The organism is Streptomyces altiplanensis, assembly GCF_053591575.1.
In genome coordinates this window covers 1-15968 of record NZ_JBSFUB010000082.1, presented here as the reverse complement: position 1 = coordinate 15968, position 15968 = coordinate 1, and the positions used below count along the sequence as shown (strand labels likewise).

Annotated in this window: 14 protein-coding genes; all 14 read right to left on the bottom strand. The window is 71.1% G+C overall.

The features are described from left to right. Nucleotides 1-62: 62 nt before the first annotated feature. The 14 genes from ACWD0Y_RS27870 to ACWD0Y_RS27805 all read right to left on the bottom strand — a co-directional run bounded on the left by ACWD0Y_RS27870 (nucleotide 63) and on the right by ACWD0Y_RS27805 (nucleotide 15520). On the bottom strand, nucleotides 63-716 hold the full coding sequence (locus ACWD0Y_RS27870; RefSeq protein ID WP_450263077.1) for a hypothetical protein: 654 nt from the start codon (nucleotides 714-716) through the stop codon (nucleotides 63-65). A 54-nt stretch (nucleotides 717-770) separates the two neighbouring features. Further along, nucleotides 771-1634 (bottom strand): NAD(P)H-binding protein, encoded by an 864-nt coding sequence (locus ACWD0Y_RS27865; RefSeq protein WP_450263076.1) that lies wholly within the window; start codon nucleotides 1632-1634, stop codon nucleotides 771-773. Nucleotides 1635-1680: 46 nt separating this feature from the next. Continuing rightward, nucleotides 1681-2406 (bottom strand): class I SAM-dependent methyltransferase, encoded by a 726-nt coding sequence (locus tag ACWD0Y_RS27860; protein ID WP_450263075.1) that lies wholly within the window; start codon nucleotides 2404-2406, stop codon nucleotides 1681-1683. 332 nt (nucleotides 2407-2738) lie between these two features. Further along, complete coding sequence (locus ACWD0Y_RS27855; RefSeq protein ID WP_450263074.1) at nucleotides 2739-4304, bottom strand: acyl-CoA carboxylase subunit beta; 1566 nt, start codon at nucleotides 4302-4304, stop codon at nucleotides 2739-2741. After that, nucleotides 4292-5107 (bottom strand): 4'-phosphopantetheinyl transferase family protein, encoded by an 816-nt coding sequence (locus ACWD0Y_RS27850; RefSeq protein ID WP_450263073.1) that lies wholly within the window; start codon nucleotides 5105-5107, stop codon nucleotides 4292-4294. The genes ACWD0Y_RS27855 and ACWD0Y_RS27850 overlap by 13 nt, the downstream gene beginning before the upstream one ends. Further along, nucleotides 5104-6489 carry an MFS transporter gene (locus ACWD0Y_RS27845; protein WP_450263072.1) on the bottom strand — a complete coding sequence of 462 codons (1386 nt, stop codon included), beginning with the start codon at nucleotides 6487-6489 and terminating at the stop codon, nucleotides 5104-5106. The genes ACWD0Y_RS27850 and ACWD0Y_RS27845 overlap by 4 nt, the downstream gene beginning before the upstream one ends. A 93-nt stretch (nucleotides 6490-6582) precedes the next feature. Then, nucleotides 6583-8919, bottom strand: coding sequence for an SDR family oxidoreductase (locus tag ACWD0Y_RS27840; RefSeq protein WP_450263071.1), 2337 nt, complete (start codon nucleotides 8917-8919; stop codon nucleotides 6583-6585). Nucleotides 8920-8921: 2 nt separating this feature from the next. Then, entirely contained in the window at nucleotides 8922-9866 is a 945-nt protein-coding gene (locus tag ACWD0Y_RS27835; protein WP_093798134.1) for an aromatase/cyclase, read from the bottom strand. 41 nt (nucleotides 9867-9907) lie between these two features. After that, the gene (fabG, locus tag ACWD0Y_RS27830; RefSeq protein WP_093798136.1) at nucleotides 9908-10693 is read right to left on the bottom strand and encodes a 3-oxoacyl-ACP reductase FabG; all 786 of its coding nucleotides are present in this window, start codon (nucleotides 10691-10693) and stop codon (nucleotides 9908-9910) included. A 73-nt stretch (nucleotides 10694-10766) separates the two neighbouring features. After that, a complete protein-coding gene (locus ACWD0Y_RS27825) occupies nucleotides 10767-11036 on the bottom strand; it encodes an acyl carrier protein (RefSeq protein WP_450263070.1) in 270 nt (89 codons plus the stop codon). A gap of 106 nt (nucleotides 11037-11142) precedes the next feature. Next, nucleotides 11143-12360 (bottom strand): ketosynthase chain-length factor, encoded by a 1218-nt coding sequence (locus ACWD0Y_RS27820; protein WP_450263069.1) that lies wholly within the window; start codon nucleotides 12358-12360, stop codon nucleotides 11143-11145. After that, nucleotides 12357-13628 carry a beta-ketoacyl-[acyl-carrier-protein] synthase family protein gene (locus ACWD0Y_RS27815; RefSeq protein WP_450263097.1) on the bottom strand — a complete coding sequence of 424 codons (1272 nt, stop codon included), beginning with the start codon at nucleotides 13626-13628 and terminating at the stop codon, nucleotides 12357-12359. The genes ACWD0Y_RS27820 and ACWD0Y_RS27815 overlap by 4 nt, the downstream gene beginning before the upstream one ends. A 34-nt stretch (nucleotides 13629-13662) precedes the next feature. Continuing rightward, nucleotides 13663-13992, bottom strand: a complete 330-nt coding sequence (locus ACWD0Y_RS27810; protein ID WP_450263068.1) for a TcmI family type II polyketide cyclase — start codon at nucleotides 13990-13992, stop codon at nucleotides 13663-13665. A 52-nt stretch (nucleotides 13993-14044) separates the two neighbouring features. Continuing rightward, nucleotides 14045-15520, bottom strand: a complete 1476-nt coding sequence (locus tag ACWD0Y_RS27805; protein WP_450263067.1) for an FAD-dependent monooxygenase — start codon at nucleotides 15518-15520, stop codon at nucleotides 14045-14047. Nucleotides 15521-15968: the final 448 nt, after the last annotated feature.

The window sequence follows — 15968 nt, the reverse complement described above, 5'->3', positions numbered from 1 at the left end:
GAAACCGGGCTCCGGTGCGACGGATCACCCCGGGGGGGGTTGTCCCGTCGTCCGGCGCGGTTTCAGGCCGCCTCGATGTCGGCGGCCACGGTGCACAGTACGTATGCGGGCGGCGCCTCTTCGAGGCGTGCGATCTCCTCCTGCCCCTCGGAGATCCTCGGGTCGGCCATCCACGCGTGATACGAGCTCTCGTCGGCCCACATCACGTAGTTGACGAATGTCCTGCCGTCAGGGCTGATGTGCGGCGTGGTCGAGATGAACCCGCGGTGGCGGCGCTTCCATTCACCGCTGCGGGCCAACAGGCCCATCAGGGTGTCGAAGGACTCGCGGCCGTGCAGGTGCCGGGTGGCGACGGCCACGTACTCCGGTCGCGCGCCGAGCCGGGGACCGTCGATGCCGGGGGCCGGAGCCCCCCGGAAAGCCGTCACCGCCCGTACGTCCGGCCTGTTCGACAGCGCCGTCAGCACGTCGGGGGTGCGGCCGCCCGCGAGCGCGGCCCGGTGGTCCGCCGCGCCGCGCCACTGACCGCGGTGCACCACCGTCCGCCGGTCCGTGCTCACGTGGACGCGGGAAGAGATGAAACCCGGGCTGTGGCGCGTCCGCGCCATGGACTCGGCGGTGATGGCGTCGACCAGCTCGTCGGCCGTCTCGGGCCGTTCGGCCGCCAGGACGTCAAAGGTGACGAAGCCGGCCTCGGGCGCGGGAATGTCTGTCATGTCGGAACTCCGTACGTGGTGTCCATGGGACTGGTGCCGCTCGGTCGCTGTCGCTCAGCGGAAGGCGTCGGCCCGCTCAGAGGCCCATGAACGGAAGTTCCGGGCCGGCGTGCCGGTCACCTCTTCCACGACGTTCGAGCCGACCTCCGGCTCCTTGGTGAGCGTCGCGAAGTAGTCGAGCGCCCCGTCCGCGTACGAGGGCGGCCAGCCGCTGTCCACCATCGCCTGCCGGGCGGCCCCGTGCTCGACGTCCTGCCAGGACAGTTCGCGCCCGATCACCTCGCCGATGATGCGGACCTGCTCCGCCTGGGAGAGCTCTTCGGGGCCGGAGACCAGGTACTTCTTCCGGGCGTGCCCGTCGCTGGTGAGCGCCTTGGCTCCGACGGCGGCGAGGTCGCTCTCGTCCACGGAGGTGCGGGTGGCCTCGCCGTACGGGTACCGCACCACGTCGCCGGTACGGATCTGGGGGGCGAACCCCAGGGCGTTGCAGTGGAAGCCGGTGGTCCGCAGGAACGTCCACTCGAGGGTGGTCCGCTCGAGCAGTTGCTCGATGTAGGCGTGGCAGTTGTTGTCCACCGGTTCGAGGCCGATGTGCACGCCGACGGACGAGACGAAGGCGACGCGCCGTGCTTTCGCCTCGATCTTCTTCAGGACCGCGGGCGCGGTGTCGACCGGAAGCGCGAAGAAGGGCCACATGAGGAAGACGCCGTCAACGCCTTCCAGGGCTTCGTCGAGGCTGTCCGGTTCGGCGAGGTCGCCGTAGCAGATCTCGACGCCCTGCGGCAGACGGCCGATGTTCGGATCGTCCCGAAGGACCAGGGCGCGGACCCTGGCACCGGCGTCGAGCAGGTGGGCCACCGCGTGCGGCCCGACATTCCCGGTGGCCGCGGTGACCAGGACAACGTTGCGTGCAGTCATGATGACTCCCTCGTGGAAACGGATGTGACACCGGAGACGCGGCAGCTCAGCCGGCCGGGCGCTGCGCCCACGCCGAGACCATGAGCGTCGTCATGTCCCGCCCCTCCGGACGCCCCAGCAGACCCATGAAGTCCGCGAGTTCGTCCGCGGTGACCATGCCGCCGTCCACCAGCGCATGACCCTCCTGCCTGAGCCGCAGGCCGATCAGTTCGTCGTCGGCCGCGGACTGGCCGGGGCCCGCGGGCGTGAGCCGCACCTGGGGCGACACCAGTCCGGCCCGGGCCAGCGCGGCGGGCAGGTGCCGCGCCCACCCCATGTCGGCCCCCTGCTCCTGCATGCGCCGCACGTACCCGCCGACCAGAGTGCGTCCCACGGCGGTCGCGGCGTGCTCGGCGGGCAGGTAGTAGAAGTCCTCCACCACCAGCCAGCCGCCGGGGGCCAGCCAGCGCGTCGCACGGGCCAGCAACTCGTCGGGGTCCTTCAGGTGTTCCAGTACGGCCCGCGCGAGGACGAGGTCGTAGGCGCCTTCCTGGAACTCCTCGGTGACTATGTCCGCCTGGTGGATCGTCAGGTTCGTGGCGCGGCCGGTGTCCAGCCGGCTCGTGTCGATGTCGACAGCGAGCACGCCGCCCTCGGTAACCCGTTCCGCCAGCCAGTAGGACATCGACCCGGCTCCGGCACCCAGTTCGAGGCACTGCCAGTCGCGGCTCACGGGAAGTGCCTCGACGACGGCCCGGGTCACCGGATCGTATTTCCTCTCGAACAGCTGCATCTGGTCGAGCTGCGAGAATTGATTCCGGGTCAGCGATCCCGTGCTGTAAGACTGCGCCGGAGCACCGTCCGCCATATTCAATGCCTTTCACGTCCGATGGCGTTTCTTCGCCTGTGCAACCAGCTTCTTCGGTCACGGAGAGCTGTTCAAGGATTTCCGTATCAGATGTATCCGCGACTCTGTCACGCTTGCGTCAAATTCAGCCGGGCACTACGGACGCCGGCCGGCACGGGCCGCGCGGAGTGGGCGTCCAGCACCTCCTCGCCCCCGGCGGACGGCCGCGCGGGCGAGGAGGACACGGCCGAAGCTCCGGTCCGCGGGAGGAGGGAGGGTCACTGCGGGGGGTTGCCGTGCTTGCGCGAGGGCAGGTCCGCGTGCTTGGCGCGCAGCATGGCGAGCGAGCGGATCAGGACCGACCGGGTCTGGCGCGGGTCGATGACGTCGTCGATCAGGCCGCGTTCGGCCGCGTAGTAGGGGTGCATCAGCTCGTCCTTGTACTCCGCGATCCGCTGCTCGCGTACGGCCTGCGGGTCGTCGGCCGCGTTGATCTCGCGCCGGAAGACCACGTTGGCCGCGCCCTCCGCACCCATCACCGCGATCTCGTTGGTGGGCCAGGCCAGCGCCAGGTCGGCGCCTATCGAGCGGGAGTCCATGACGATGTAGGCGCCGCCGTACGCCTTGCGCAGCACCAGCGAGATACGCGGCACGGTGGCGTTGCAGTACGCGTACAGCAGCTTGGCGCCGCGCCGGATGATGCCGTTGTGCTCCTGGTCCACGCCGGGCAGGAAGCCGGGCACGTCGACCAGGGTGACCAGCGGGATGTTGAAGGCATCGCAGAACTGGACGAAACGGGCACCCTTCTCGGAGGCTTCGATGTCCAGCACACCCGCCATGGAAGCGGGCTGGTTGGCGACGACGCCGACGACATGGCCGTCGAGGCGGGTGAACGCGCAGACGATGTTGGTCGCCCAGGCCGGGTGCACCTCGAAGTACTCGCCGTCGTCGGCGATCTCCTCGACGACCTTGCGGATGTCGTACGCCTGCCCCGATCCGGCCGGGACCAGGTCGAGCAGGGCCTCGTTGAGCCGGTCGGCCGGGTCGGCGCAGCGTTCGACGGGCGCCAGCTCGCGGTTGTTGGAGGGCAGCAGCGACAGCAGGTACCGCACGTCCTCGATGCAGTGCTCCTCGTCGTCGTACGCGAAGTGGGAGACGCCCGAGACGCCGGCGTGGACGTCGGCGCCGCCGAGGCCGTTCTGGCTGATCTCCTCACCGGTGACGGCTTTGACGACGTCGGGTCCGGTGATGAACATCTGCGAGGTCTCACGGACCATGAACACGAAGTCGGTGAGCGCCGGGCTGTAGGCGGCGCCGCCCGCGCAGGGGCCGAGCATCACCGAGATCTGCGGGATGACCCCGGAGGCGCGGGTGTTGCGCTGGAAGATGCCGCCGTACCCGGCCAGCGCGGTGACGCCCTCCTGGATCCGGGCGCCCGCCCCGTCGTTGAGGCTGACCACCGGTGCGCCGGCGGCCTCGGCCAGGTCCATGATCTTGTGGATCTTCTGAGCGTGCGCCTCGCCGAGCGCGCCGCCGAAGACCCGGAAGTCATGGGCGTAGACGAAGACCGTACGGCCGTGGACGGTGCCCCAGCCGGTGATGACACCGTCGCCGTACGGCTTCTTGTGCTCCAGGCCGAAGCCGCTCGCCCGGTGCCTGCGCAGGGCTTCGACCTCGTTGAAGGATCCCTTGTCCAGGAGCAGGGCGATGCGCTCGTGGGCGGTCAGTTTCCCCTTGGCGTGCTGGCGTTCGGTGGCCGCCGAATCGGGGCCGCGCCGTGCCGATTCCTTGATGTCGGTCAGTCTGCCGATCCGGGACAGGATCGTCTCTTCTACTCCGGACATGAGGTGTGCACCTTCCGTGGGTAGGTGGTGGCCGCGGCGAAGGCGCCGTCGGCCGGCTCCAGCCGACGGATCTCGACCGTCCGTGGAGCCGGCCCCCGGACGGCGGCCGCTGCGGCGTGCGTAGGGGGGCAGGCGACGTCGAACACGGCCCAGCCGGGCGGGTGCCCGCCCCGGTCGGCACCGAGGTAGTCGTGGGCCGGAGAGCGGCTCAGACCTGTTCCGATGCCTTTGAGGTAGGCCTCCTTACGGGTCCAGAGCCGGCCGAACGGCCCGCTCCTCTCCCCGGGGGGAATCCGCGCCAGCTCGGCGCGCTCCCGCGGGTGCAGCGACGGGGTGCAGACCTCGACGGTCTCCTCGCGGGGCAGCCGCTCCACGTCCACGCCGACGGGGACGGCCGCAACGCCGACGAGGGCCAGACCGGCGCTGTGGGAGAGGGAGAAGTGCAGGGGCGGCGAAGCCCGGGCCAGGGCCGGGCGGCCGTGCGCCCCGCCGCAGCCGGGACAGGGCTCGCGGACGAACCGTACGTCCTGGGGCGCGATGCCCGTGTAGCGGCCCAGCAGCCGGCGCAGTGCGACGTGGGCGGTCGCGTAGAGCAGCGCCTGGGCCGGACGGACGAAGGACTCTGCCCGGCGCCGCTCGGTGTCGTCGAGTTCCGAGAAGCCGGGTCCCGAGAAGTCGGGTACCGGGAGGCCGGACGCTGCCGCTCCGCTCTCCCGGGGGCCGGGCACCAGCCACAGGTCGAGCCGGTCCGGGGAGACGGGCCACGGGGGAACGGGGCCCGGTACGCCGGCGTGTCCGCTCACCGCAGGCCGCGCAGCGCGACGAGGAAGCCGGCCAGGCCGACGGCCGTGAGCAGCCCCAGGGCGGGGCCGTACCCCACGGTGTACAGCGCGGAGGTCAGCCCGACCATGAGCGCGGCGCCCAGTTGCACCGCCGTCTGGTACAGCCCGCTCGCCGCCGCCTGCCGCTGGGCGGCGACCGATCCGGTGGCCTGGAGGTGGAGCGCCGTGAAGGCGAGCACGAACGCGGCGCCGACGAGCAGCATGGTGGGCAGTACGTCGGTGAGGTACCGCACCTCGGCGGGGGCACCGCGCGGGTAGAGCAGGTAGCCGACGGGTGCGGCGGCGGCACCGGCCGCGATCAGCCGGGCCGGGCCGAACCGGGCCACGACCCGGCCCGAGTACAGCGCGGTGAGCGCGAGCGGGACGCTGGCCGGCAGGAAGGCGAGCCCGGTCTCCAGCGGGCTCCACCCGGCGCGTTGCTGCAGGTGCAGGGTGCTCAGGAGGAGCAGTCCGAGGTACGAGCCGTTGAACGCCGCGGCACCGAGTGCGGAGCGCAGCAGCGGCCCGTGGGTGAGCAGCCCCAGGTTCAGCAGCGGCTCCCGGGCCGTCAGCTCGCCGCGTACGTACACCACGCCGAGCAGCGCCGCGAGGGCGAACGCCCCGGCCGTGCGCGGGTGCTGCCACCCGGTGCCGGGCACGGAGGTGATCGCGTACACCAGCAGCAGCGTCGCGCCGGTGAGGCCGAGCGCGCTCGCGAAGCCGTACCGCCCGGTGGTGTCCTTGCGCGGTGCGTCGCGCGGGACCAGCCACAGCCCGGCGGCGAACAGCAGCAGGGCGACCGGGGCGGGGAAGGCGAAGGTCCAGCGCCAGCTCACCTCGGTGAGCAGCCCCGAGAGCAGCAGTCCCGCCGAGAAGCCGCTGGCGCCGAAGAGGGAGTAGACCGACACCGCCCTGCGGCGGGCGGGGCCCTCGGGGAACACCGAGGTGATGATGGCGAGTCCGGTGGGCGCGGTCAGCGCGGCGCAGAAGCCCTTCACCAGGCGAGTGGCGATCAGCAGCGGTCCGCTGTCCGCGAGGGCGCCCGCCAGCGACGCGGCGGAGAAGACGAGGAGCGCGGCGAGGTAGACGCGGCGGCGTCCGAGCAGCGTCACCACGCGCCCGCCGAAGAGCAGAAGCCCGCCGAACCCGACGGCGAACCCGCTGACCACCCACTGCAGTTGCGCCACGGGCAGGCCGAGGTCGGCGCCGACGGCGGGCAGTGCCACCAGTGCCACGGACACCTCGAGGGCGTCGATGAGCATGTTGCCCGCGAGCACGAACAGCAGGCCCCACAGGGCCGGGCTCCACTGCCCGGCCGTCGTGTCCGGCACGGTCGGGGGCCGGGGCGTCGTCGGAGGTGTCATAGTCCCGTTCCGCCGTAGTGGCTGGGTGACTGGCAAGGGGAAGGGGTGGCCGGCCGGCGGGGATCCGCCGGCCGCCTCGGTGTGCCGGCTGTTTCAACCGAGCAGCGTGCCCCCGGTGGCGTCCACGAAGGAGCCGGTGATCCAGCGGGCCTCGTCGGTGGCGAGGAAGGCCACGACGTCGGCGACGTCCTCCGGCTCGCCGATCCGGTTGAACGCGGAGAGCTGTGCCATCTGCTCGACCGCCTCGGGGATGCCGAAGACGGGGTTGTCGTTGCGGGTGATGCCGGGCGCCACGCTGTTGATGGTGATGTTGCGCGGCCCGAGGTACTTGGCGAAGTGCAGCGCGAGCTGGTCGACGGCACCCTTGGTCATCGCGTACGCGATCTCGTCCGGGTTCGCGAAACGGGTGAGGCCGGAGGTGATGTTGATGATGCGTCCGCCGTCGGGCATGTTCTTCAGGGCCCGCTGGATGAGGAAGAACGGCGCCTTGGCGTTGACCGCGAAGAGCTGGTCGAACTTCTCGGGTGTGGTGTCCTCGGGCTTGACGCCGCCCATGACGCCCGCGTTGTTGACCAGGATGTCGAGGCCGGTGGTCCCGGTGCGCTCCCGCAGCCCGCTCTCCAGGCCCAGGAACAGCTCGTGGACGTCACCGGGGACGCCCAGCTCCGCGCGGACGGTGAAGGCCCGGCCGCCGTCCTTCTCGATCAGCGTGACGACGTCGTCGGCCGCCTCGCGGTTGGCGGTGTAGTGGACGGCGACGAGCGCGCCCTCCTGTGCCAGCCGCAGGGCAGCCGCACGGCCCATGCCGCGGCTCGACCCTGTGACGAGCGCGGTCTTGCCCGTGAGCCTGTTCATGTGTGTTCTCCGATTCTTCTTCGCGGGTGCCGGTGCTGTGACTGGGGCTGTGACTGGCGCTGTGAGCGGGGCTGCGGCCGGGGCCCCGGTCGCTCGGGGTGGCTCCTTGAACCAGCGGTTCAGGGCCGTCGCAAGGTCCGTGCCGTCGGTGTCGGCCCACACCACATGGCCGTCGGGCCGCACCAGGAGAGCGCCGGTGTCCGGCGCCGTGAGGCCCTCGGACACGGAAGTGGCCGTCACCGTGTGCACCAGGTCCGCCCAGGGGGCGGCGAGGGTGCGCAACTCCTCTCGGCGGGCGTCGCCGCCCGGCAGGAGGAGCAGCACACCGCGCCCGCTGCGCAGCAGGGCGGTGCTGGTGGTGGTGGACTCGGCGGTGGTGATGTCCGCGTGCGGGAGGCGGCGGCCGAGCAGCGGGTGCCGGCCGGGGCCCACGTCGTAACGGATGTCGAGACCGGAGATCATCCCGGCCAGGTGCGCGCGTACGTTCTCGCTGCCCGCGGCCAGCTCGGCGAAGACCTGCCGGACCGGCTCGACCTCGGCGGAACCGAGCAGCAGCAGCGCCTGCGCCCTGATGTTGTTCAGGACCCGCCGCCCGACGGCGTGCCGCTCGCCGTGGTAGCTGTCGAGCAGGCCGTCGGGGCCGCGCTGCCGCACCTGGGCGGCCAGCTTCCAGCCGAGGTTGACGGCGTCCTGCAGGCCCAGGTTGAGGGCCTGGCCGCCGATCGGCATCTGCTGGTGCGCCGCGTCACCGGCCAGGAAGAGCCGGTGGTCGCGGTAGCGGTCGGCCTGCCGGGAGGCGTCCCCGAAGGAGTTCACCCACAGCGGGGTTCCGGCGCTGATGTCCTCCCCGGTGACGCGCTTCCAGGTGTCGGCGACCTCCGCGAAGCCCGGCTGCGCGCCGCGCGGCCGGGCACCGAACTCGTGCACCATCACCCGGGTCACACCGTCGGGACGCCGGGCGGCGACGGCGAGTCCGCCCTCCAGCCGCTCGAAGCGGCGGTTGGGGACGTCGATGCCGGCCACGTCGGCGCGCAGCATGTCACGGGTGGCGTCGCCGCCGGGGAAGCCGAAACCTCCCAGGCGGCGCACGGCGCTGTCCTCGCCGTCGCAGCCGACGACGCACAGGGCCCGGAAGGTCGCCGTCGTACCGTCCGGGAGGCGCACCCGGGCCTCGGCACAGTCCTCGGTCACGGTCAGCCCGGTCAGCTCGTGACCGCGCCGGACGTCCGCGCCCAGGTCCTGCGCCCACTGGCCCAGCAGCTCCTCGATCCGGGTCTGCAGGACCTTCCACTGGCCCGGGTAGGGGCCGGGGAGCGTGAGGTCCAGCGGGATGCCCCCGAAGTGGCCCCTGCGGTCGTTCGGCACCTCGCCGAGCGGCCGCAGCAGGCCCCGGCTGTCGAGGATCTCCATGGTGCGGGCGTGCAAGGTGGACGCCCGCGACTCGGTGGTCGGCGCGGTGAGCTTTTCGAGGACCACCACGTCCGCGCCGGCCAGCCGCAGCTCCCCGGCGAGCATGAGCCCGACCGGGCCCGCGCCGACCACGATCACCTGGGTGCTGGTGCGGTCCTCCCCCATGATCAGGCCTTGGCTTCCGCGTAGTCCTTGGCGTGGTTCAAGGTGGCGCGGCTGTTGGTGCTCAGGGCCGTCCGTACGTACTCCCGAGCGTCGGCGACGGTCGCGTCGGCGCCCAGGATCCGGGTGATGTTCTCGGTGTTGATGGTGACGGTGTGCTGCGAGGACGCGGCGACCCCGGCGCCGCTCTCCGCGAACGTCCAGTAACCGGTGTGCAGGGTCATCAGCGCCGGCAGGGTGACCTGCTTGTAGGCGATCTTCTGGTGCGGGAAGGTCACCCGGTAGGACTTGGTGGTGTGCACCGAGCCGTCCTTGGCCCGGGTGTCCATCTCCAGCGTCTGCAGGCCCGGGGTGTCCTCGTCGAGCCGGACGGTGGCCACGTGCGGGAGCCGCTCGGACCACAGGTGGGCCTCGTTGATGAAGTCGTAGACGTCCTTGGCCGAGCCCGCGACGTGGACCGTGTCCTCGAAGGAGAAGGTCAGCTCCTCGGACGCGTGGGCCAGTTCGACGTTCGTCTTGAGCGCGGCGAGCTCGGAGCGGGAGTTGCGGTCGACGGCCTCGTCGATCCACCGCAGGCTCTGCGGGTCGTCGTCGACGGCCCGGTAGTCGTGCAGCAGCCGGACCCGGGCGGTGGACCCGGAGAGCGGCTCGATGACCCAGGTGCCGCCCATCGAGGCGACCGGGGGCGCGGAGACCTCCTGGCGGAAGGTGATCCGCAGCTGTTCCGGATCGAGGGTGCGGTGCGACGTCCAGTTCTTGGCCTCACCGTTGGCGGTGGCCCAGATGCGGATGCGCTCGGTGCGCCCGCTCTTCTCGACGTGGTCGACGTGGATGGTCGGCGGGAAGATCCTGGGCCAGTTCTGCACCTCGGCGATCAACCGGTAGACGGCGGTGGCCGGGGCCGAGACCGTGATCTCGTGCTCCACCTCGCGCAGGCCGGGCTGCGGCATGGTCATACTCCTCGGGTTCGGGTTCGCTTCTCGGGGCCGGCTCAGAAGTTGCCGAGTCCACCGCAGACGTTGAGGGCCTGGGAGGTGATGGAGGCCGCGGTGTCGGAGGCCAGGTAGCCGACGAGGCCGGCCACCTCCTCGGGGGTGGAGTAGCGGCCCAGCGGGATCTTCGCCTGGAACTTCTCGAGGATCGCCTCCTCGGAGGCGTCGTACGCGGCCGCGTAGCCCTGCCGGACGCGCTGGGCCATCGGCGTCTCGACGTAACCGGGGCAGACCGCGTTGACGGTGATGCCGGTGGGGGCCAGCTCGTTGCCGAGCGCCTTGGTGAAGCCGACGACGCCGTGCTTGGAGGCCGAGTACGGGGCGCCGAGCACGACGCCCTGCTTGCCGGCGGTGGAGGCGATGTTGATGATCCGGCCGCGGTTCTTGTGGCGCAGCCCACCGGTGGTGAGCACCTCGCGGGTCAGCCGGAACACGCTGTTGAGGTTGGTGTCGATGACGTCGTGCCACAGCTCGTCGTCGATGTCGGCGGTGACTCCCCCGCCGCTGCGACCGGCGTTGTTGACCAGTACGTCCACGGTGCCGAAGCGCTCGACGGCGGCCTGCACGAAGGCGCGGGCGTCGGCGGACGAGCGGACGTCCAGGGTGGTGCCGTCGACCTGAAGGCCTTCGTCCTGAAGCTGCTTGATGGTGGCGGCGACGTTCTCGGCGTTGCGCGCGCCGATGAACACCCGGTGTCCCTGGGCGGCCAGGAGGCGCGCGACGGCGAGCCCGATTCCGCTGGTCGCGCCGGTGACGAGGGCTACTGGCTGGTCCTGCTGCGACATGTCTCTCTTCTCCGGTGAGTGCTCGTGTCCAGGAGCGGCCGCCGCGGGCTGCGCGGCGGCCGCGAGCGGGCTGTCAGGCGGTGACGGCGTCCTTGATGCAGGCGTTGACCGCCGCGACCAGGGCACGCGGGGTGCGGTGGTCGGTGAAGATGTCGTCGTCCAGGGAGATGCCGTACTCGCGCTCGATCCGGCCACCGGTCTCCAGCAGGGCCAGCGACTCGTAGCCCAGCGCCTCGAAGTCGGTGTCGAGGATGTCGCCGTCGAGGTCGATGTTCTCGTCGGCCCCGGCGCTCTCCAGCAGGATCTGCTTGAGGGCCTCGATGGTGAATTCCTGCTCGGACATGGGGTCCCTTCGTCGGTCGTACGCAGCCGGATGCCCGGCCGCGGAGTGGGGGTGCCCGCCGCCCCCGCCCCTGGGGACGCGGACGGCGGTGGGCGAAGCCGTGGGGTCAGTCGGCGGCCCGGACGACCACGGCGGAGTTGAAGCCGCCGTAGCCGCGGGCGAGGACCAGCGCGGTGCGCACCGGGGCGGGCCGGGACTGCCCGGTCACCAGGTCGATGGCGTACTCGGGCGACAGCTCCACGTTGGTGGTGGGCGGGATCAGACCCTCGCGGATGGCCAGCACGGCGGAGACCACGTCCACCGGAGCGGCGCCGGAGTAGAGCCGGCCGGTCATCGTCTTGGGCGCGGTGACCGCCACCCCGGAAGGACCGAAGACGGCGCTGATGGCGTCGGCCTCCTCGCGGTCCAGCCGCGGGGTGCCCGCGGCGTCGGCGAACACCACGTCGACCTGGTCCGCCTCGACGCCGGCGTCCGCGAGCGCCACTTCGATGGCGCGGCGCAGTCCGGGCTCACGGCCGGTTCCCGGTTCCGGGTCGAAGGTCGAGCCGTATCCGGCGATCTCGCCGTAGATGTTCTGCGCGCCGCGCTCGCGGGCCGTCTGCTCGTCCTCCAGGGTGATCAGCGCACCGCCCTCGCCGGGCACGTAGCCGTCGGCGGCCGCGTCGAAGGGCAGGTAGGCCCGGTCGGGGTCGCTGCTGGTGGACAGCCGGCCGCCGGCGATCTGCGCGACCCAGCCCCAGGTGCAGATCGGGGCGTCGAAGCCGCCGGAGAAGATCAGTTTGCTGCCCTTGCGGATCTGCCGGCGGGCCTGGGCGATCGCGTCGAGGCCGCCCGCGTGGTCGCTGACGACCACACCGCTGGGGCCCCGCATACCGTTGCGGATGGAGATCTGGCCGCTGTTGACCGCGTAGAACCAGGCGAAGGACTGGTAGGCGCTGACGTACTCGCTGCCCTGGCTCCACAGTTTCTTGAGCTCGTTCTGGCCGAACTCGAAGCCGCCGGCCGTGGAGGCGGTGACGACGCCCATGTCGAACTCGGGGATGTCGCCGGGCTGTATGCCCGCGTCCTTGAAGGCGCAGTCCGCGGCGACCAGGGCGAGCCGGGTCATCCGGTCCGTCTGCGGGAGCAGCCGGCTGGGCAGGAGCTCCTCGGCGACGAAGTCGCTGATCTCGCCGGCCAGCTGGGACGGGTAGGGCGTCGGATCGAAGCGGGTGACGCGGCCGATGGCGTTCTTGCCGACCCGGGTCGCGGCCCAGAAGCCGTCGACGCCGAGCCCGTTGGGGGTGACGACACCGATGCCGGTGATCACTGTCCTGGCGCTCATGCGGCGCTCCTCTCGGGACGGGCCAGCACCATCGCGCTCTGGAACCCGCCGAATCCGCTGCCGACCGTGAGCACCGCGTCGGTGCGCTGCTCGCGTGCGGTGAGCGGCACGTAGTCCAGGTCGCACTCCGGGTCGGGGGTGTGCAGGTTGGCGGTGGGCGGCACCACCTGGTTCTCCATCGCGAGCACGGAGGCGGCGATCTCGATCGATCCGATCGCGCCCAGCGAGTGGCCCACCATCGACTTGATGGAGCTGACCGGCGTGCGGTAGGCGTGCTCGCCGAGGCTGAGCTTGAACGCCGCGGTCTCGTGGCGGTCGTTCTGCTTGGTGCCCGAGCCGTGTGCGTTGATGTAGTCGACAGACTCGGGGTTCATCCGCGCCTCGCCCAGCGCCACCTTGATGGCCTCGGCCATCTCCCGGCCGTCGGGGCGCAGCCCGGTCATGTGGAAGGCGTTGCAGCGGGAGGCGTACCCGGCTATCTCGGCGTAGATGTGCGCACCGCGCTTGCGCGCGCTGTCCAGCTCCTCCAGGACGAACACGGCGGAGCCCTCACCGAGCACGAAGCCGTTGCGGGTGCCGTCGAAGGGCCGCGAGGCGTGCTCGGGGTCGTCGTTGCGCGGGGTGGTCGCCTTGATGGCGTCGAAGCACGCCATCGTGATCGGGGAGATCGGGGCGTCCGTCGCGCCGGTGATCATGACGTCGGCGGTGCCCTCGCGGATCAGCTCGGCGGCGTGGCCGACCGAGTCGATGCCGGAGGTGCAGCCGGTGGAGACCACGGTGGCCGGCCCCTCGGCGCCGACCGCCCAGGCCACCTCGGCCGAGATCGAGCTGGGTACGAAGTAGTTGTACAGGTGCTGCGGGGCATAGGTGTGGTCGACCAGGTCGAGCCGGCCGTCGTCGCTCACCACCCGGTACTCGTCGTCGAGCCCGGTGGTCGCGCCGACCGCGCTGCCGATGGTGACACCGGTGCGGTGGGGGTCGAACCCGGCGAGGTCCAGGCCGCTGTCGGCGAGCGCCTCGCGGGCGGTGACCACGCCGAACTGGGCGGCGCGGTCCATACGACGGATCTCCTGGGGAGACAGCCCGTGCAGCTGCGGGTCGAAGTCGATCTCGGCCGCCACCCGGGAACGGAACGAGGAGGGGTCGAAGAAGGTGATCGCCCGGGTCGCCGTGCGGCCTTCGCTCAGCAGACTCCAGAAGTTCTTGGCACCGATACCGCCCGGTGCCAGCACTCCGACCCCCGTGATCACTACTCGGCGTCCCATCAGTGGTCGCCTCCCCTCGTGTCGGCGTGCTGCGGGCTCATGCGGAAGCCGTCCAGTCGTAGAAGCGGGTGGCCATCGCATCGGCCGGGGAACGCCAGGTCGCCGGGTCGTACGCCCCGATGAACGGCTTGAGGTCCTGGCTGATCTGCATGAACCTCGGGTCCGTCTTGGCCTCCTCGATCAGTTCTCCGCCGTTGTCCGCGTCGAAGTCCTGAAGGTGGAAGTACAGGCCCTTGTAGGCGAACAGCTGACGGCGGCGCGTGCCCATGCGGTGCGGCATCTCGCTCCGGTCGAACTCCGCGAAGAGCTTGCCGACTTCGGCGCTCGACTCGAGGTCCATCCGGGCCACGATCAGGGTGCTGTGCATCTGTTCTCTCTTCCGTGGGTCGACGAGGGAGTGCGAGGGGGCCGGACGGGACTCAGACCGGGCGAGGTTCTCCGAACCAGGTCTCCAGGGCCGTCGGCAGGTCGTGGTGACTGCCCGGTGCGGCCCAGGCGACATAGCCGTCGGGACGGACCAGTACGGCCGAGGTCCCCTGGAGGCCGCCGGCCGGGCCGGCCGCGTGCGGCTCGGCCGTGACGATGTCCACCCGGTCGGTCCAGCCCGCGGCCCTGCGCCGCAGGCGCGGGTTGTCCTCGAGGTCGAGCAGCAGGCCGCGGGCGGAGTGCAGGAGTTCGGTACTGCTGGTCCTGCGGGCGTCACCGGCCAGTTCGAGGTGCGGCATCCGCCTGCCGAGCAGCGGGTGGGTGCCGGCGCCGACGTCGTAGGTGATCTCCAGGCCGCTCACCATGGCGGCCAGGTGCTGGGCGACCTCTTCGTAGGCGAGGAGTTCGGTGAGCACGTCGCGCAGCGGCTGCACCTCGGGGCCGCTGAGGAAGAGCAGCCCCTGGGCCTGGGTGTTCATCAGCAGGCGCTTGCCGACCGCGTGGCGTTCGCTGTGATACGTGTCGAGAAGGCCCTGCGGTGCCCAGCCGTTCACGACGGCGGCGAGCTTCCAGCCCAGGTTGACCGCGTCCTGGATGCTGGTGTTCATGCCCTGCCCACCGGCCGGGAGGTGGATGTGCGCGGAGTCACCGGCCAGGATGACGCGTCCCCGGCGGTACTCGGTGACCTGACGGGTGGCGTTGCCGAAGGAGCTGACCCACACCGGCTCGGCGTGCGAGATGTCGTCGCCGGTCAGCCGCTTCCACGCGTCGGCGACTTCCCCGAAGGACGGCGGGACCTCCCTGCGCTGCGGCGGGGTGCCCCGCTCGCAGACGATGATGCGGGTGGTGTCGCCGGGCAGCGGGCCGGCCATGACCATGCCGCCGGGAAGCGTCTCACCGATCATGCGGGGCCGGATGTCGACGCCCTTGATGTCGGCGAGGAACATCTCCATCGTGGCGGCGGTGCCGGGAAAGTCGAACCCGGCCGCCTTGCGCACCGCGCTGCGCCCGCCGTCGCAGCCCACCAGGTAGGCGGCGCGCAGCGTGTGGGTGCCCGCGGGGCCGCGGACCTCGACCTCGACGCCGTCGCCCTCGTCCGTCAGGGAGAGGACCTCGTGGCCTCGCCGGATGTCGGCCCCCAGGCTGGTGGCCCACTCCTCGAGATGCGTCTCGGTGACGGACTGCGGCACGGTCTTGGCCGCCTGCAGGGCGCCTTCCAGGACACCGAAGTCGATGGGCAGGCCGCCGAAGTGCCCCTGGGTGCTGGTCTCGATCTCGCCGAACCGGGAGAGCATCCCCCGCTGGTCGAAGACCTCCATGGTGCGCGCGGTGAATCCCAACCCCCGCGACTCTCCGGTGCGCTCCGTGAGCCGCTCCAGGACGACGACGTCGACTCCCGCGAGCCGCAGTTCACCGGCGAGCATCATCCCGGCAGGACCCGCGCCCACGACAATCACTGCAGCGTCCATATACCTCTCCTCGGCCATCTCAGGGGTTCCTTCAAAGGGTTGGAGCATCGACGGCATCAGTGGCCCGCAAATGCTGGATCACATGCAGCTCAAGACGGTTCAACAGAAGCTGCTAATGAGCCTGTTCGTCCGGCGAAAGAATTTCAAGACGCGCCTCTTCATGCCTGCGTGATATTTCCTCATGCAACTGCACACCGGGAAGAAACAGGTGAGGAAAGCGTCAGGAGAATGCAAACCCGCTGTTCCGGCCGCCGGGACCGCCGTACGTACCGCGGCATACGAGAAAGACCTGAGACAAATACCAGGAGTCCGCGGAGAGAAAGTCTCCCGGCGGCCCGCAGGAGGTTCTGGAATCAGCGCCTTCGTAGGTGGGGCGAGCCGGACGTGCCGAGCGTGCCGAGGGCCCCGCCGGCGCAGGAGATCATGTTGACCGTCGGTCCCCTGCTCT